Raw genomic sequence first — 17,458 nt, 5'->3', positions numbered from 1 at the left:
TTGCGCCGGGCCTCGTCGCTTGGCGGGAGGGGGAGGACGAGAATAGGCTGCTTTCCTATTCTCCGCCGCCAAGCGAATGGATGTAGACCGCCAGTTCCTTGACCTTGATCTCGCCGAGGCGCGCGCCCCAAGCCGGCATCACGCCGTGTTTCGGTGCGGTTACCTGGGCGGCGATGGCCGCTTCGCCTGACCCGTAGAGCCAGATGGCGTCGGTCAGATCTGGAGCGCCGAGTTCCTTGTTGCCTTTTGCATTGTCGCCATGACAGGCCACGCAGTTTTCGGCAAAGACCTTTGCGCCCGGCGCGACCAATGCTTGATTGACGACGGCCCCCGACAGACTGGCGACGTAGGCGCTGACCTGTTTGATCTGGTCGGCGGTGATGATGTCGGCAAAGGCGGGCATTTCCGACAGGCGCGTATCCGGATCGGAGGCGAAGCGAATGCCATGTGTAACCGTCTGCTGGATCTGCTCCGCCTTGCCGCCCCACAGCCAGTCGTCGTCGTTGAGGTTGGGGAAGCCCTTGGAGCCCTGGGCGCCGGAGCCATGGCACTGGACGCAATTGAGCTTGAACGCGGCACCGCCGGCGGCGACGGCGAATTCGCGCAGCGTGTCGTCCGCCGCGATCTCCGAAACACTTTTCGCTTCTATCGCGGCGACATATTTGCCCTTGGCCGCTTCAGCCGCGGACAACTCGTTCCCGACATCGTTGCGGCTGGAGTAGCCGAGCACCCCCTTGGTTGCCGTGTGCAGCAGAGGCCATGCCGGATAGGCGATGGTGTAGCCGATCGCCCAGACTATGGTGATGTAGAACGTCCAGATCCACCAGCGCGGAAGCGGGTTGTTGAGCTCCCGGATGCCGTCCCACTCATGACCGGTGGTTGAAACACCAGAGATTTCATCGATGTGCTCGTCGCTCATGATCAGTCCTCCTTCAGAGGAATTTGAGCTGCTTCGCCGGCTTGCCTGCGGCTTCCGGGACGAACTGCAAAGGCAACAGATCCGATGAAGAAAAGAGCCATGGCAAGTAGGCCCCAGCTGTCGGCAAACTCCCGCATGAAATTGTACGTCATGGCCATTGTCCTCAGCGGTAGCCGGCGGTCTCATCGTAGTTCTTGAAATCGACCAACGTGCCGAGCATCTGGAGATAGGCGACCAGCGCGTCCATCTCGGTGACCTGTTGCGGGTTGCCGTCGAAGTCGCCGATCTCAGCCTTGGGGTAGCGGGCCTCGAGGCCGGATGTGTCGGCGTTGGGATCAGCCTGCGCCATCAAATCGGCATTGGCGTTGGCGATCATGTCGTCGGAGTAGGGGACGCCGACGCGCCTGTTGGCGACCAGATGCGTAGAGAAGTCCTTCACCGCGATCGGCTTGTCCTTCAGGAAGGCATAGCTCGGCATGATCGATTCCGGCACCACGGACCGTGGATCTGTCAGGTGATCCACGTGCCACAGGTTGGAATAGCGGTCGCCGACGCGGGCGAGATCAGGTCCGGTGCGCTTCGATCCCCACTGGAACGGGTGGTCGTACATCGACTCGGCCGCCAGGCTGTAGTGGCCGTAGCGCTCGACCTCGTCACGGAACGGCCTGATCATCTGGCTGTGGCAGAGGTAGCAGCCCTCGCGGACGTAGATGTTGCGCCCGACCAGTTCGAGCGGCGAGTAAGGCCGCATGCCTTCCACCTTCTCGATCGTGTTATCGAGATAGAAGAGCGGCGCGATCTCGACGATGCCGCCGATTGTCACGACCAGCAGCGACCCGAGGAGAAGAAGTGTAGCGTTCTTCTCGATCAGTGCGTGTCTGTTCATCAACCTCATTTTCTGTCTCATCATCGCGCAAGCTGGAGGGCGGGGGTGGAGCGCGGCAGCGGATCCTGCTCGCGCCGGTAGCCGAGGATGGTCATGGCAATGTTCCAGGCCATGATCAGGGCGCCGGAGAGGTACATGGCCCCACCGATGGCGCGCATGATGTAATAAGGATGCATGGCTGCCACGGTTTCGGCGAAGGAGTAGACCAGGAAGCCCTGCTCGTCGTATTCGCGCCACATCAGGCCCTGCATGATGCCGGACACCCACATCACCGCGGCGTAGACAACGATGCCAAGCGTCGCCAGCCAGAAGTGCCAGGTCACGAGGCGCAGCGAGTAGAGCCGTTCACGGTTCCACAGCTTCGGCACCATGAAGTAGATCGCGCCAAACGAGATCATGCCAACCCAGCCGAGTGCGCCCGAATGGACGTGCCCGATGGTCCAGTCGGTATAGTGCGACAGAGAATTGACCGTCTTGATCGACATCACCGGGCCCTCGAAAGTCGACATGCCGTAGAAGGCGATGGCCATCACCATCATGCGGATGATCGGGTCAGTGCGCAGCTTGTCCCAGGCGCCCGACAGCGTCATCAGGCCATTGATCATGCCGCCCCATGACGGCATCCACAGCATGATCGAGAACACCATGCCGAGTGTCTGCGCCCAGTCAGGCAAAGCGGTGTAGTGCAGGTGATGGGGCCCGGCCCAGATGTAGAGGAAGATGATTGCCCAGAAATGGACGATCGACAGGCGGTAGGAATAGACCGGCCGGTTGGCCTGCTTGGGCACGAAATAATACATCATGCCCAGGAAGCCGGCGGTCAGGAAGAACCCGACGGCATTGTGGCCGTACCACCACTGCGTCAGGGCGTCCTGGACTCCGGAAAATGCGGAATAGCTCTTGGATCCGAGGAAGGAGGCCGGCATCGAGAGGTTGTTGATCACATGCAGCATCGCGATGGTCACGATGAAGGAGAGATAGAACCAGTTGGCGACGTAGATGTGCGGTTCCTTGCGCTTCAAGATCGTGCCCAGGAAAAGGATCAGGTAGGCGACCCAGACGATGGTCAGCCAGATGTCGACATACCATTCGGGTTCCGCATATTCGCGGCTCTCGGTGATGCCGAGCAGATAACCGGTCGCGGCCATGACAATGAAGAGCTGGTAGCCCCAGAACACGAACCAGGCGAGATCGCCACCGAACAGCCGAGCGCGGCATGTGCGTTGGACGACATAGAGAGACGTGCAAAGCAACGCGTTGCCGCCGAAGGCAAAGACGACGCCCGAGGTGTGCAGAGGCCGCAAGCGGCCGAAGTTGAACCAGGGCTGGATGTTGAGATCGGGATAGGCAAGCTGCAGCGCGATGACCACGCCGACAAGCATGCCGATGACACCCCAGAACATGGTGGCGATGGCGCCATAGCGGATTGGACCATCCATGTAGACGGACGGGTCGATCGGAGCGGCAGGCTTGAACTCAGTGTTACGCAGTAGGATCGCAGTGAAGCCGGCCAAGGCGAAGAACAAGACCCACATATGCTGGCGAAAGGGTTCATCCACCCCAGCGCCAGCCGCCACCAAAGCCGCGAATGCGAACAGGCTTAGAAGCACGATTTCTTTGCCGAATTTCATCGCAAGCCCCGATTTCCAATTCCGGCGGATGCCAAACCGCGGTGCCTTATTGCGCAGCCGTCGCCTGCTCGCCCTGATCCATGTCAGAGCCGCACCATTTTGCTCGAGCAGCATCGAGTTCGGTGCGATCAGACTGCGACGATCGAATGTGGAAGCGCACCACCGGCCGCCCGTTTATGGATGGGGCCTGGTGTCCCCGGTCGGGCCCCGGGCTGCGGAGGCGACCGCGGGCGTGTGGGGGAACGCACCTTCTGCGACGCTGGAAAGCAGGTCGATGCCTTACCGAACGCCGATCGTTCAATGCCTTGGAACAGCCAGCGCCAGCGTTACGCTGCCGTCGTGACATTCATGGCTTGGGGAGACGGCGATTTTCCCCTGCGGATGAGGCGAATTGACTTCGGCCAAGTGTGGATGCTTCGCCGACGAGCCGAAACGCAACTGGCGCATACGATCGGATGGAGAACGGGCTGTCGCTACGCGACTTCTTCTGAGCCCAACGCGAGCATGCCCTGCCCCGAATGAAGTAAGTGACGGGGCCATGCAGCTTCTGCGTCATTCAAACGGCTGTAGCGCCTCGGCCGCCGCAGCGCCGTTCCAGCCGGCTCATGCTGTCCACGGTGACGCGGCGGTTGTTCTCGATCCGAATCACGCCGTCCATTCTCAGGCTGGTCAGCTGACGGCTCACGGTCTCGTTTGTGATTCCAAGGAAATCAGAAATGTCGGCACGCGTCATCGGCAGCTCGAAGCACGTCGAGCTAGCCGTCGGGTCAACATTGGAGTCGATGTTCCGGGCAATCATGAGGAGAAAGCTCGCCACCTTCTCTGGTGCGGTCTTGCGCCCCAGAGTCACCATCCATTCGCGTGCCTCTTCAAGTTCGTTCAGCGCCTGCTTGAGCAGGCGATGCACAAATTCGGGTGACTGCTTCATCATCCGTTCGATGGCCGCTCTGGGAAACGAGCATAGCGAGACAGCTGTTGCCGCTTCGGCATTGATCGCACTTTTCATCTTGAAGGGCCGACCCAGAAAATCCGGGGCGAACTGCAGGCCGACAATCTGTTGGCGTCCATCTGACAGGCTCTTCGTGAGCTTCACCACGCCTGAAAGCACGTTCGAATAACAGTCGACCGCCTCGGCGTCGCCGATCAGTTCGACCCCCGGCTCGATATTGTGCCGCGACGACGTCTTGGCGAGGTAAGCCAAATGGTCTGGCTCTAGCGCGCCACAGACACCGCGGCGCCGTGCCTCGCAAGACAGGCAAAGAACGGGGATGCCTGAACTGTGAATATCCTGCCGTAATGTCATTCGATCGCTCTACCGGTCCGTGCGGGCAGGATAGCATCCACGGTAGAAAAATCCTTGCGGCAGTTTGTCCGTGCTGAAGGTTGATCGAAATCAGGGCTTAGGCTCATCCAAGCATCCACAGTTCGGGCGACGCAAACACGGTGGACCACGACATGCGACAAAAGCTAGTTGCCAGATTTGGCGAGAACGTCCCGCGCTATACGAGCTACCCGACCGCGCCCCATTTCCATCCAGGCGTTGATGCTGCCGTTTGTCGTGGCTGGCTGCAAGCGCTCGGCGGTGGTGACGAGATCTCGCTCTATCTGCACATCCCTTACTGCGACAAGCTTTGCTGGTTCTGTGCCTGCCATACCAAGCAGACACGCCATTACGAACCGGTGACCACATATCTGCGCTCACTGCATGCCGAGATCGCCACCGTCGCCAGTCTTGTCGCAGGCAAGGGTCGCGTCCGTGCCGTCCATTTCGGTGGCGGTTCGCCGACCATGCTCAAACCCGAAGATATGGTGGCGCTGGGAACCGCCCTGCGCAACAGCTTCGGCTTTCTTCCCGGCGCCACGATCAGCGTTGAAATCGAACCCAACGATATGGATGAAGCCCGCCTCGATGCGCTTGCCGAAATCGGCATGACTCGTGCGAGCCTCGGCGTCCAGGACTTCGATCCGAAGGTTCAGAAGGCAATCAACCGCGAGCAGAGCTTTTTGCAGACCAAAGCGGTCGTTGACGGTGTTCGTTCGCGCGGCGTCGAATCCGTCAATCTAGACCTGCTCTACGGCCTGCCGCACCAGACGAGGGAGAGCGTCTCCTCCACCGTGGCGCAGGCGCTGACCTTGGAACCCGACAGGATAGCGCTTTTTGGCTACGCCCATGTGCCGTGGTTCAAGAAACATCAGACGATGATAGACGAGGCATGGCTGCCCGGTCCCGCGGAGAGATTTGCTCAATCGCAACTGGCCGCGCGGGCGATCGTGGACCAGGGGTACGAAGCAATCGGCCTCGACCATTTCGCCAAACCCGGCGATGCCCTGGCCCTTGCCGCCCGCGCCGGAACACTGCACCGCAACTTTCAGGGTTACACCGACGATTGCTGCGAAACCTTGATTGGGTTAGGCCCATCGTCCATCAGCCAGTTTCGGCAGGGCTATGCGCAGAACATGCCTTCGACCAGCGAATATCGATGCACGGTTGATGACGGCGGGCTGGCCGCTGTTCGGGGTATCGCACTTTCCAACGACGACCGCGTTCGCGGCTGGATCATCGAGCGTTTGATGTGCGACTTCGCCTTCTCGGCCATCGATCTGGTGGAACGCTTCGGCGAGGCCGGCCAGAGGCTCCTCCTTCAGTCAAGTTCCATGGCCCTCCACGATCCGGTTCGATTGCTTGAACTTGATGGCGACAGATTCGTTGTGCCGGCTGAAAGTCGCCCTTTCGTCCGAAGCATCGCGGCCAGGTTCGACAAATATTTCGAAGCTGGAACGGCCAGGCACTCGGCGGCAGTCTGAGCACTCAGAGGAACGGTCATGCCTCTCAGTCGATCATGGACCGCGGTACGTTTGTTGATCGGCGACCGTCTATCGAGACAAGATTCGGAGCGGACCAGACGCGTCTTGGCGCAGCGACGATATCGTCCGCTCGAGCCCTGCCTGTCGGATCATGGTTGTCGGCGACAGCTCCCTTCGACCTGAACCACCCGTTCACCCGAATTCTGCCGGCGCAGTTCCAGTGGAAAGGGCCTGGGCTAGACGGCTCTCTTGTTACCCCAGAGCACAACGTGCAGCTGCGGTAGCACGCGGGCCTCGAACCATCTGTCGCGGGTCACGCTGTCAACCAGCCACTCCATGCGCTTCAATATTCCGTCAAGGTCGACAGGCGCGTCATCATTTGTGGGGTGTGGCGGCGTGTGATTGCCGGGCTGCAGATAGATCGGAAGTTGCGGAAATTGCGCAGCGGCGTCTTTCGCGTAGGTGTAGTCCCTTTCGTCGAAAACAATGAGCTTGAGCACGACTTGGGGCTTGCCTTGTGCCGCCTGGAGGCACGCCTCGACAGCGGCCCAATCTGTCGTCATTTGGCTTGACGGCGGCTTTGGGCTGAGGATCAGCACGTCAAGCTGCGCAAACCAGTCCCTGGCAAGCGACCCTTGGGTTTCCAGCGCAAAACGGTAACCGTCACCATGGCCCCGGTCGATGAGCGCGCCGAGCGGCTGGATGGCCGGATTGCCGCCTGATAGCGACACCATCAGCGGGCGGCCACCGGAAAGGGCAAGCACATTTTTCCACACCGCGCCAACGGACATCATCTCCCATTCATGGCGGAATTGATTGTCCACAGCATGGAGGCTGTCGCACCAGGAACAGCGATAGTCACACCCGCCGGTTCTGACGAAGATCGTCGGCAAACCTATGAGCACGCCCTCGCCCTGGATCGTCGGCCCGAAAATCTCGCTAACGCGGATTGCGGGATGAGTATTCGTCATGGCCGGTATTCCGCCCAGGTTTTCGGCGTTTCGCTCACCCGCACGGCCGCGGTTTCGCTCAGGCGTGCCTTGCACCAGTCGTAGAAATGTCTGGCCAGATATTCCGCCGTGACTTGCTCGTGTCCCAGCACGTCGTTGAGATGCTGGTGGTCGAAGCTCTCGTCGATGTAGCGTTTGAATGGCGCCAAGTCGTGGTAGTCGCGCACGAAGCCGTGATCGTCCAGTTCATCCGCTGAAAGCTCCACTTCGACGATGTAGTTATGTCCGTGCAGGCGCGCGCATTGGTGATCGGGTGGCAATGAGGTGAGCTGATGCGAGGCTGAGAAGTGGAATTCCTTGGTGATGCGGAACATTACGCGGTGGTCCTTCGCAGCGCTCCGAGCCAGAAGTCGGAGTCCTCATACTCGGTTGGGTCCGGGTGCCCAGCCATGTGAAACGCCTCACGCCGCTCGACGCAGGTCCCGCACCTCCCGCAATGACGCTCGGCGCCCTTGTAACAGGACCAGGTCTGCGCAAACGGCGTGCCGTATTTGGCTCCATCCGTAACAATGTCCGCCTTCGTCAGGTTCACATAGGGTGCATAAAGGTGAATCTGCGCGTAGCCGTCGAGCGCGTGGTCCTGCATCATCTGGAAAGCGTCGATGAAGGCCGGACGGCAATCGGGATAGACAACGTGATCCCCACCATGCACGGCCGTCGCCACTGCGTCAGCGTCTTGCGCTGCGGCGAGGCCGAAGGCAATGGCCAACATGATGGCGTTCCGGTTGGGCACCACGGTTATCTTCATCGTGTCTTCGGCATAGTGCCCGTCGGGCACGTCCACATTGTCGGTCAGCGCGGAGCCGGAAAGGCCGCCGCCGATCTCGTGGATATCGATGATTCGCTGCGGGACACTCAGGCGCTCCGCGCAAAGGGTGGCGAAGCCCAATTCCTTCCTATGCCGTTGGCCGTAATCGAACGATAGCAGGCCGGTAAGCTGGTGCTCCGCTGCCACCTTGTGGGCAAGAGTAACGGAATCCAATCCGCCGGAGCAGACGACGAGAGTCTTCATCGTTGGGTCCTTGTTTTAACCGGGTAGGCTGCGACCGGAGATTTCTCTGCGCTCCAGTACTTCAGGAAAACCATTTTGTGAAGTGAACGGAGACCAATTCGTGCGCTTGCGTGCGATGCGCAAAAAGCCATCGCGGTGAGCTGCAAGGACACGGACTGGCGAGACGTCACCCTTCAGCGGAATGCTCAAAGTCGAACGCTTCTCGGGGACAAAGTTCTCGACGAGCAGAGCCTGTCGGTCCCGAGCGCCGAGCGACGCCATTGCAACGGTTTCGGAGAGTACAAAGCCGAGATGGGCTTGCCGCAAACAGCTCACTTACCAGGGATGTTCAGCGATGCCGAAATCCAGATATCGGGGTGGATTATGAGATCAATTGTCGCGACAGCTTTGGCTGGCCTGCTCCTTGCGCTTCGTAGATGCAGCGCATTCCACGTCAGGATCATTTTGATGAGCACGCCCTCAATGGATAACCGGCGAACCCTGAATAACCGGTCGTGAGCCGACATCTGTGAACAAGCGGTGTGGTCGATTGCAATCACCCATGTCTTGCGCACAGGTACCTTATGGCAGTGGATGAACTGAACTTGATGGTTTTACAGATGGCAGTCGAAAGCGTCCGCTCGCTCTCGTTGAGCTTCGCTGAAAAAGCCGCCGAGATAGCCACCAGGAGCCGCGGCAGCCTGCTTTTCAACGTGCGGATCGACGGTGACGCGCAGGTCCAGCGGGTCGCAGCCATCCGATATCACGGCGGCCAATTCGGCGTGCTGGCGTTAGACGGACACGGCCTAGTTACCCACTATTGCATCGTTAACGGTATGTTCTCACATTACATTGCGGCCTTGGAGAGCTGGCACAGGATGCCCCTGTCGATGCAGGCCAAGATGGATGCCAACGGCAATGCCCGTCTCTTCGTAGCGGCGTTGCGGGATGCCGGACATATGCTGGGCACCTAGCATTTGGCCAGAGTGCATCTCTGAATTTGCAAGTGCATCACTGCGATGGCGCCGGCATGATCGTCATGCTCGAAAAGGGCTGCGGCGGCCGCGGCAAAGCGGTCGCCGCGATGATGGTGTCAACGGCGTTGCATCGATGCGAGCGTTTAGAACAGAGGTCTCCTCCTGGCATCGAGCGTATGCAAGGAGCTACGCAAGCGCAAATGTATCAAGTATTTTGAAGGGACGACCCCTCATGCATACTTAGCTGCGATGCTCGGGCGGCATAAGCCTCGTTGCCATCTAGCCGCCTTGATGCACGGCGATAAGCTTTTGACGGCCTGAAGCGACGCTGTGGTCGCCGTTGCGGTGCTTTTCCACGCGCCTCGTCAGGCGCCGGGATTGCTCCGGCGTGATGGCAGGCGGGGGACGAAGCGGATATCGCCACCGTGGGCGCCGACCTCGACCCGCGCGATGATGCGCTCGACGCGGCTCCAACTAGCGGCGCCGTCAACGAACTTCTTGAACCTGCGGACCTTGCCTGTCTTGGCCGACGCTTCGAAGCGCGCGGTCGTGCTGGCCTCCAGATCCGCGACATGCTTGCGCAGGGTCGTGGTGGGCGCGAGGCCAAAGATGAAGTCGACGTCGTTGGCGCGGCACCAGTCGATGACCTGCGGGTTGCAATAAGGGCTATCGCCGCGGAGCAGGATTCGAATGTTCGGCCAGTTGATCTGGATCGCCCGCACCAGACGGTGCAGGTGGGGGCGGATCTCAGCCCCACTCGGCCGCTTGGCCGGTCGCAGGATCGCGCTGACGAACCGTCCCGCACCATCGAACACGACGATCGGCTGGAAGCCGTACTCGTCATGGTGGGCATTGAACAGGCGAAGCTGTTGGCCTCCGTGCACAGCGTCGAAGGTGTCGTCAATGTCGAGTACGATCCGCTTCGGCACTTGCCGGAACGAGGCGCAATAGAGATCGACCATCGCCCGCCCCATCGCGACCAGCTCCCGCACCCCGGGTAGGTTCTCCAGCCGGCACAGCGTCGATTGCGACGCCAGATCCCGACCCGACGGCAGCGCATCCTGGGCCATCTTGAAGACCGATCGCGGCGCAGCCGGTTGGCGTCGTTGCCGTCCTCGTAGCCGGCGCCGATCACCTTCATGCGAAAGTCGATCATGTCCGCCAGGCTGTGGACGACCTGGTCCGGGCAGCGCGGATCGTCGATGCAACGCGCCAGACGCTCGGCCACCCGCAACCGCTTTTCCACCTCGGCCTAGGCCAGAACGCCGCTGTGGACGACAGCATGCCGCCGTCGAAACGGGCGACGACGGACTTGCCGCCGACTAAAACCGCTCAGCGGCAGCGCAAGATCGTTCATGGTGGGTGTGGTCTCCGGGAAATTTCGGATCGGCTTAAGCAACCAAATCCTACGTCATTTTCAACGGGCTTGCGCCACATCCACCAACCCCCATGAATTTGGTTAGGTTGATGCTGCGTGCCGCCGCCGTGAGGCCGCGCTCGCTAAGCAGCGCGTCGAGAACGACGAGAAGATTCAGATCGAGCCCTTTGAAACGCATGTCTTAGCTATCCATAGCGTGGATGAATTTGATTGAAACAAACGATTTTACCAATTTTCCGGAATGTCGCATGGACCTGGCAGGACCTCACGTGCGCCGATCACTGCCTCTATCGCGTGGCGAGTCCCTTGAGAAGAGCCCGAAAGAGGAAATCTGTCGCGTGCGGTGGAGATTGTACTGGGAAAAAGAGGCAGCGCTCCAAATCATGTCGAACTCTCCGACGAATGGCGACCGGTACAATAGTTGATCGCAACTGGTCCGGAGCTATGAAACATCTCGATTACATATGAGGTGCCGAGTGAATACGCTGACAGCACTCACCGTCGCAGCGTTTAGCTGACGTTTGACGACGGTTCCTATCCATTTACACGCAGATTATTGATGTGCTGGCGCAAAAGCGGGAGGCCGGCGACTTTTCTTCGTCATCGGGCTGACGCCGCAGAAGCCGGAACTCGTCCGGTTCCTATGGGCATTGGGCTTGGTCGGCGCACAGGCTCTATGAGGGGCAATTTTGGCAACGCGACGCGACTCGGGTTTTGAACGACGCCGAAAACGCAAGCTGGAAAGGAACAAGATGGCAGATCAACTCGCCAACGAAATAATCGCAATGATCAAGAAGCGCGCCGCGTCGGAGGGCGGCATAGCGCCTGCCACGGGCGGCGAAATAACGGCTGCCACGGGACTGACTTCGCTCGGTATCGATTCACTGGGATTGGCGGACGTTCTCTGGGACCTGGAGCAGGCCTACGGCATCGAGATCGAGATGAATACGGCCGAGGCATGGTCGGATCTCCAGAATGTTGGGGGCATGGTGGAAGCCGTGCGCAGCTTGCTCCCTACGGGGGTGTGAATGGACAGGCGCGTCGTGATTACTGGGATTGGCGGGATTTGCGGGCTTGGAACCAACGCCGCCGCCATTTGGACAGAGATGCGAGAAGGCCGCTCCGCCATCGGCCCAATCGTCAACTCCGAGTTCCATGAATTGAGGGTCAGGATCGGTGCCGAGATCAAGGCCCTGCCGGAGCATGACATCGACAGCAAGCAACTCATCTCCATGGACCGCTTCAGCCTGCTCGCTGTGCTTGCGGCGCGCGAAGCCATGCGTCAGGCCGGACTTTCCTCCAAAGAGGGAAATAGCTATCGCTTCGGTGCGACGGTGGGCGTTGGCGGCTGCGGGTGGGATGCGATCGAGCAAACCTACCGCGCCATCCTTCTGGGCGGTAAGCGTGCCGCTCTCTTGACTGTACCCAAGGCGATGCCGGGTGCCGCTGCCGGCCAGGTCAGCATGAGTCTCGGCCTGCGCGGGCCGGTCTTCGGCGTCACGTCCGCCTGTTCCTCGGCAAACCATGCGATTGCCTGCGCGGTGGACCAGATCAGGCTCGGCCGGGCCGACGTGATGCTTGCCGGCGGCAGCGAAGCGCCGCTCATATGGGGTGTGCTGAAGGCATGGGAAGCGATCCGCGTGCTTTCGCCCGATACTTGCCGGCCATTCTCGGCCGATCGCCAGGGCCTGTCGCTTGGTGAAGGCGCCGGCATGGCGGTGCTGGAAAGCTACGAGCATGCCCTGGCTCGGGGCGCCACCATCCTTGCCGAAATTGCCGGTGTCGGCCTTTCCGCCGATGCGTCCGGCATCGTCGCGCCGACTGTCGAGGGGCCGGAGGCAGCAATGCGGGCCTGCCTTGCCGATGCCAGGCTGGACGCCGAGGATGTCGACTATCTCAACGCGCACGGCACCGGCACCAAGGCAAACGACCAGATCGAGACGGCGGCGATCAAGCGCGTCTTCGGTCAGCACGCCTTCTCAATGTCCATTTCTTCTACCAAGTCCATGCACGCGCATTGCCTCGGCGCCTCCGGCGCGCTCGAGTTGATCGCCTGCGTGATGGCTATCCGCGAGAGCGTCGTGCCGCCGACTGCCAATTATCGTGAGCTGGACCCCGATTGCGATCTCGACGTCACGCCCAATGTGGCACGCGAGCGCAAGGTCCGCGTGGCACTGAGCAACTCCTTCGCCTTTGGCGGCACGAACGCGGTTCTGGCGTTCAGGCAGGTGTAGAAGCCATGAAAGATGCTTCCGGCAACATTATCTCTCGCATCCAGATGCTTGCCGGATAACCTTGTGAAGGGCGGGTCATTGACCGCCTCGGCGAATGCGGGAAGTGGCAGCGGAAGCTCGAGGATCCGGGGGTATCGTCTTTGCGAAATTCTTAACTGTTGAACCGGCTTGGACGTACCGCCGCTCCGTAAAAGGTAAGCGAGGCCATGCGGGCTCGGCTTGAGGGTCTGAAGCTGTACACGACAATGTCTGGAAGCCGCAGGGTCGGCTCTGCGCCCGTTATAGTCGCCTGAGTGCTGCCGGCCCGGCCGCGCCGCGGGCTCCGTCAACGAACTTCTTGAACCTGCGGACCTTGCCTGTCTTGGCCGACGCTTCGAAGCGCGCGGTCGTGCTGGCCTCCAGATCCGCGACATGCTTGCGCAGGGTCGTGGTGGGCGCGAGGCCAAAGATGAAGTCGACGTCGTTGGCGCGGCACCAGTCGATGACCTGCGGGTTGCAATAAGGGCTATCGCCGCGCAGGATTCGAATGTTCGGCCAGTTGATCTGGATCGCCCGCACCAGACGGTGCAGGTGGGGGCGGATCTCAGCCCCACTCGGCCGCTTGGCCGGTCGCAGGATCGCGCTGACGAACCGTCCCGCACCATCGAACACGACGATCGGCTGGAAGCCGTACTCGTCATGGTGGGCATTGAACAGGCGAAGCTGTTGGCCTCCGTGCACAGCGTCGAAGGTGTCGTCAATGTCGAGTACGATCCGCTTCGGCACTTGCCGGAACGAGGCGCAATAGAGATCGACCATCGCCCGCCCCATCGCGACCAGCTCCCGCACCCCGGGTAGGTTCTCCAGCCGGCACAGCGTCGATTGCGACGCCAGATCCCGACCCGACGGCAGCGCATCCTGGGCCATCTTGAAGACCGATCGCGGCGCAGCCGGTTGGCGTCGTTGCCATCCTCGTAGCCGGCGCCGATCACCTTCATGCGAAAGTCGATCATGTCCGCCAGGCTGTGGACGACCTGGTCCGGGCAGCGCGGATCGTCGATGCAACGCGCCAGACGCTCGGCCACCCGCAACCGCTTTTCCACCTCGGCCAAGGCCAGAACGCCGCTGTTGGACGACAGCATGCCGCCGTCGAAACGGGCGACGACGGACTTGCCGCCGACTAAAACCGCTCAGCGGCAGCGCAAGATCGTTCATGGTGGGTGTGGTCTCCGGGAAATTTCGGATCGGCTTAAGCAACCTAATCCTACGTCATTTCAACGGGCTTGCGCCACATCCACCAACCCCCATGAATTTTTCAGGCTGGCAGAGAGGGTGCTTGCGGTGCACTCACTGACACGAGATCGCAAATGGAGGCGCGTGACCACCAGAACTGGCGACACCCAAGGTGGTCCGCTGGACCCGCAGGAGGAACCACAAGGTGTCAGCGGGCAGAGCGCAAGCGAGTCCCTACTTCGATCTTTCTAGAAGCGCGCCGGCAGCCTGGGCGGGGGGCTTGGGGGTCAGACTGCCGGCGCACGCCACTCACGAAGAGCGGCCCCTTTTCCTGGTTCGAACGCCCATAGTCAACCCGGAAACGTCAGGATGCCCGCCATGTTACTTTCAGAGCGGCGCGACTTCGCCATGGTGGACGATTCAGCCTAGGAGTAGCCACTCTCGTAGGCCGAGTTGATGCTCAAGCCAGCATCGCCTTGCCGAACTAGGAAGAGTTCGCCGTTAGTCCTTCGTCGCGAGCCGATGCCGTCGTGCACGTTTCGTAGCACTCCGGGCGGCTATATCGCTTTGTTGTTCGGTGAGCTGCGCCAGAAGGCATCGCATCAATCAATCAAGCGTCGACATCAGCCGCAAGCTTCACATCACAACAGCTAGTCCACCCATTGCAGATCATCCGATCTGTTCAGGCGGCGTCCGAAATGTCCAACTCCGACTCAAGAATTCCCACAGGTATGGAAAGCGATTTCGCTATCCGATCCCGATAGCCCTTGCTGTACCTCAGACCTCGCTCGATGTTTTGGATTTCCTCAGCGGCCAGCCCGCACGCGACGGCCAGGTCGTCGATCGAATATCCAAGGTGCTCGCGATAAGCGCGGACGATGTGGGTTCCCTGGGACATAGCCGTCAAGACTGGTTCGGGAATGCGCGAATCCTTCATAAACATCTCCAAGAACTGGGAGCTCCCTCGGAGATTCCTCCCGAGGCGCACACCTAGCAAATAAAAAAAATGGTCGTCCATTCGGCCGAACCGGCCTCATGCATGGGATGGGCCGCTGAATTGGCCGGGCCGGAATATGGCGGCTCACCTGCTTCTGATCAAGTATCAAGACTGCCCGTGCTGAGAGCCTGGTCGGCGTAGCGCATGCGACCTGCGATCCTTCGTGGACCATTCTCGCCGATGGCTTTCTTGAACAGCAACTCGAACTTTCGGCACGGACACTGCTTCCTTCGGCAATCTCCACCGGCGAGGCAGCGAAAGACCCGCTCGTAACCGCTACCGAGTTTCGCAATTGCAGCAAACAATGGTCATCTGGTTTCATCCGGGCTTCGGATCCAGACAAGGGGTACCGCTTTCCTGGAGGCGCATCGCCACCTGTACAGGTTCACAATCATTCGACCGTGACCGATTTTGCGAGATTGCGCGGCTGGTCTACATCCGTCCCCATGAAGAGCGCCGTGTGGTAGGCTAGAAGCTGTATCGGGAGCGAGAAGATCATTGGCGCGATAATCTCGTCGACAACCGGCAGCACGAGCGTGTGCATGGTTTCGAGTTTCGATACGGCTGCCCCTTTTTCATCGGTGATGAGGATAATCCGCCCTCCACGGGCAGCCACTTCCTGCATGTTGGAAACGGTCTTGTCGAAAAGACGGTCATGGGGCGCGATGACGATCACTGGCATGTTCTCGTCTATCAAGGCGATCGGCCCGTGCTTCAATTCACCCGCTGCATAGCCCTCGGCATGGATGTAGGAAATCTCCTTGAGCTTCAGCGCACCTTCCATCGCTAGCGGGAAACTGGTGCCACGGCCGAGATACAGGACGTCACGACACTTTGACAGTTCGCGCGACAAGAACTCGATTTCCGGCTGGATGCACTCGAGTACGTGGCCCATCACGCGCGGCAATTCGGCGAGGCTCCTGACGAGCGCCTGCAGCTCGTGTTCGGGGACGGTCCCGCGGGCTCTGGCCGCGCCGATGGCGAGTGCTGCTAGAACGGCAAGCTGGCAGGTAAAAGCCTTGGTAGAGGCGACGCCGATCTCCGGTCCGGCAAGGATCGGGAAAACCGTATCGGCCTCCCGAGCGATGGTCGATTCGCAGGCATTGACGATAGCGCCAATTTTCAGCCCACGCTCCTTGCAGTACCTCAATGACGCAAGCGTATCGGCGGTTTCGCCGGACTGCGAGATGAAAAGAGCCGCCGACTGCGGCGGCAACGGGATCTCGCGGTAACGGAATTCGGACGCAACGTCGATTTCAACCGTCAGGCGCGCATAGCGCTCGAACCAGTATTTTCCGATCAGTCCGGCGAAATAGGCGGTCCCGCAGGCAGAGATCGCCAAGCTCGGGACCTTGGCGAAATCAATGCCAGGAACCATGTCGCGACTGTCTATGATGTTAATGTAATGACGGAGAGCATGGGCGATGACCTCGGGCTGCTCGTAAATCTCCTTCTCCATGAAGTGGCGATGGTTGCCCTTGTTGGCGAGATCGGCCGCGGCCGTGGAGATATGGCGCGGACGCTCGACGGGACGGCCGTCGACATCGAAGATATGGGCGCCCGAATTGCCGACAACGGCCCAGTCGCCGTCGATGAGATAGGTAATTTCATTGGTGAAGGGAGCAAGGGCGATCGCGTCGGAGCCCAGGAACATCTCGCCGTCGCCGTGACCGATCGCGAGCGGTGGTCCGTTGCGCGCCGCCGTGATGGTCGACGGTTCATCTTCGAAGAGGATGGCAAGCGCATAAGCGCCCTTGACGCGTTTCAGCATGGCACGCGTGGCCTCTTGCGGCCTCATGCCCTCTCGGCGGTATCTTGCCAAGAGATGCCCAACGACCTCGGTGTCGGTGTCGGTCTGGAACTCGGCGCCATCCGCCGCCAATTCGTCCTTCAGCTCGGTGAAATTCTCGATGATGCCGTTATGGACTACGGCGACACCGTCGCTCAAGTGCGGGTGCGCATTGCGTTCGGTCGAGGCCCCGTGGGTTGCCCAACGCGTGTGGCCGATGCCGACGTTGCCGCTCAGCGGCTCTTCCTTCAGTCGCGTCTCGAGATTGACGAGCTTGCCCTCGGCGCGCCGGCGGTGCAAGGCACCCTCGATGATCGTCGCAACGCCGGCGGAATCATAGCCGCGATATTCCAAACCCTTCAACGCGCCGATCAACCGATCCGACACCGGCTGTTGCCCAACGATGCCAACAATCCCGCACATGTTCGTCTCCGCACTTTGCGGGCAGCACCAGCCCACGCGAGACGGATACCCGTCCGGCCGCTTTAAGTGGCGGCCTTGTAGTAGAATCCCATAATATTGGTAAAATTGATTGTTGTGATAACTACCATCCACCCGATGGATAGGTCGGCGGCTGTGGAGCCACGACCCAAACTTCTATTCGCGCCTGACGCTCTTATGAGGATCGC

Annotated in this window: 15 protein-coding genes and 3 pseudogenes; 5 read left to right on the top strand and 13 right to left on the bottom strand. The window is 60.4% G+C overall.

Annotation, left to right across the window (positions count from 1 at the left end; all coding sequences use genetic code 11):
- Positions 1 to 55: 55 nt before the first annotated feature.
- The 5 genes from ccoP to ACYHH6_RS10710 form a co-directional block, all read right to left on the bottom strand.
- Entirely contained in the window at positions 56 to 919 is an 864-nt protein-coding gene (gene ccoP / locus ACYHH6_RS10730) for a cytochrome-c oxidase, cbb3-type subunit III (protein WP_352590746.1), read from the bottom strand.
- Between the two features lie 2 nt (positions 920 to 921).
- On the bottom strand, positions 922 to 1,071 hold the full coding sequence (locus ACYHH6_RS10725) for a CcoQ/FixQ family Cbb3-type cytochrome c oxidase assembly chaperone (RefSeq protein ID WP_023690689.1): 150 nt from the start codon (positions 1,069 to 1,071) through the stop codon (positions 922 to 924).
- An 11-nt stretch (positions 1,072 to 1,082) separates the two neighbouring features.
- Entirely contained in the window at positions 1,083 to 1,814 is a 732-nt protein-coding gene (gene ccoO / locus ACYHH6_RS10720; RefSeq protein WP_352590743.1) for a cytochrome-c oxidase, cbb3-type subunit II, read from the bottom strand.
- Positions 1,815 to 1,825: 11 nt separating this feature from the next.
- A complete protein-coding gene (ccoN, locus tag ACYHH6_RS10715) occupies positions 1,826 to 3,436 on the bottom strand; it encodes a cytochrome-c oxidase, cbb3-type subunit I (RefSeq protein WP_031206088.1) in 1,611 nt (536 codons plus the stop codon).
- A gap of 556 nt (positions 3,437 to 3,992) precedes the next feature.
- Entirely contained in the window at positions 3,993 to 4,739 is a 747-nt protein-coding gene (locus ACYHH6_RS10710) for a Crp/Fnr family transcriptional regulator (RefSeq protein WP_352590740.1), read from the bottom strand.
- A 152-nt stretch (positions 4,740 to 4,891) separates the two neighbouring features.
- Here ACYHH6_RS10710 and hemN point away from each other — a divergent pair, with 152 nt between their 5' ends.
- Positions 4,892 to 6,241: an oxygen-independent coproporphyrinogen III oxidase gene (hemN, locus tag ACYHH6_RS10705; protein ID WP_352544525.1), complete on the top strand. Its 1,350-nt coding sequence runs from the start codon at positions 4,892 to 4,894 to the stop codon at positions 6,239 to 6,241.
- A gap of 236 nt (positions 6,242 to 6,477) precedes the next feature.
- Here hemN and queE read toward each other — a convergent pair whose 3' ends face one another.
- The 3 genes from queE to queC are packed head-to-tail and all read right to left on the bottom strand — an operon-like array spanning position 6,478 to position 8,263.
- Positions 6,478 to 7,212: a 7-carboxy-7-deazaguanine synthase QueE gene (gene queE / locus ACYHH6_RS10700; RefSeq protein WP_023713158.1), complete on the bottom strand. Its 735-nt coding sequence runs from the start codon at positions 7,210 to 7,212 to the stop codon at positions 6,478 to 6,480.
- Complete coding sequence (queD, locus tag ACYHH6_RS10695; protein WP_352590737.1) at positions 7,209 to 7,565, bottom strand: 6-carboxytetrahydropterin synthase QueD; 357 nt, start codon at positions 7,563 to 7,565, stop codon at positions 7,209 to 7,211. The genes queE and queD overlap by 4 nt, the downstream gene beginning before the upstream one ends.
- Positions 7,565 to 8,263 carry a 7-cyano-7-deazaguanine synthase QueC gene (gene queC / locus ACYHH6_RS10690; RefSeq protein ID WP_352544527.1) on the bottom strand — a complete coding sequence of 233 codons (699 nt, stop codon included), beginning with the start codon at positions 8,261 to 8,263 and terminating at the stop codon, positions 7,565 to 7,567. The genes queD and queC overlap by 1 nt, the downstream gene beginning before the upstream one ends.
- A 563-nt stretch (positions 8,264 to 8,826) precedes the next feature.
- Between queC and ACYHH6_RS10685 the strand changes: the two genes are divergently transcribed.
- On the top strand, positions 8,827 to 9,216 hold the full coding sequence (locus ACYHH6_RS10685) for a hypothetical protein (protein WP_023673549.1): 390 nt from the start codon (positions 8,827 to 8,829) through the stop codon (positions 9,214 to 9,216).
- A gap of 56 nt (positions 9,217 to 9,272) precedes the next feature.
- Entirely contained in the window at positions 9,273 to 9,437 is a 165-nt protein-coding gene (locus ACYHH6_RS10680) for a hypothetical protein (protein WP_023685557.1), read from the top strand.
- A gap of 186 nt (positions 9,438 to 9,623) precedes the next feature.
- On the opposite strand, the pseudogene ACYHH6_RS10675 reads toward ACYHH6_RS10680, so the two are convergent.
- Positions 9,624 to 10,576, bottom strand: a pseudogene (locus ACYHH6_RS10675) (IS1380 family transposase); the annotation flags it as partial.
- 97 nt (positions 10,577 to 10,673) lie between these two features.
- Positions 10,674 to 10,775: pseudogene (locus ACYHH6_RS10670) on the bottom strand (LysR family transcriptional regulator); the annotation flags it as partial.
- A 574-nt stretch (positions 10,776 to 11,349) separates the two neighbouring features.
- Here ACYHH6_RS10670 and ACYHH6_RS10665 point away from each other — a divergent pair.
- Complete coding sequence (locus ACYHH6_RS10665) at positions 11,350 to 11,625, top strand: acyl carrier protein (RefSeq protein ID WP_023673543.1); 276 nt, start codon at positions 11,350 to 11,352, stop codon at positions 11,623 to 11,625.
- Positions 11,626 to 12,831: a beta-ketoacyl-[acyl-carrier-protein] synthase family protein gene (locus ACYHH6_RS10660; RefSeq protein WP_023707447.1), complete on the top strand. Its 1,206-nt coding sequence runs from the start codon at positions 11,626 to 11,628 to the stop codon at positions 12,829 to 12,831.
- A gap of 318 nt (positions 12,832 to 13,149) precedes the next feature.
- Here the strand turns inward: ACYHH6_RS10660 and ACYHH6_RS10655 are convergent.
- From ACYHH6_RS10655 to glmS, 3 genes and pseudogenes are all read right to left on the bottom strand, one after another.
- Positions 13,150 to 14,025 (bottom strand): annotated as a pseudogene (locus ACYHH6_RS10655) (IS1380 family transposase); the annotation flags it as partial.
- 700 nt (positions 14,026 to 14,725) lie between these two features.
- Entirely contained in the window at positions 14,726 to 14,980 is a 255-nt protein-coding gene (locus ACYHH6_RS10650; RefSeq protein ID WP_031197535.1) for a helix-turn-helix domain-containing protein, read from the bottom strand.
- 451 nt (positions 14,981 to 15,431) lie between these two features.
- Positions 15,432 to 17,252, bottom strand: coding sequence for a glutamine--fructose-6-phosphate transaminase (isomerizing) (gene glmS / locus ACYHH6_RS10645; RefSeq protein WP_031215567.1), 1,821 nt, complete (start codon positions 17,250 to 17,252; stop codon positions 15,432 to 15,434).
- Positions 17,253 to 17,458: the final 206 nt, after the last annotated feature.

It is taken from the genome of Mesorhizobium sp. P171375 (assembly GCF_057786075.1).
This window is presented reverse-complemented; position numbering and strand designations above follow the sequence as displayed.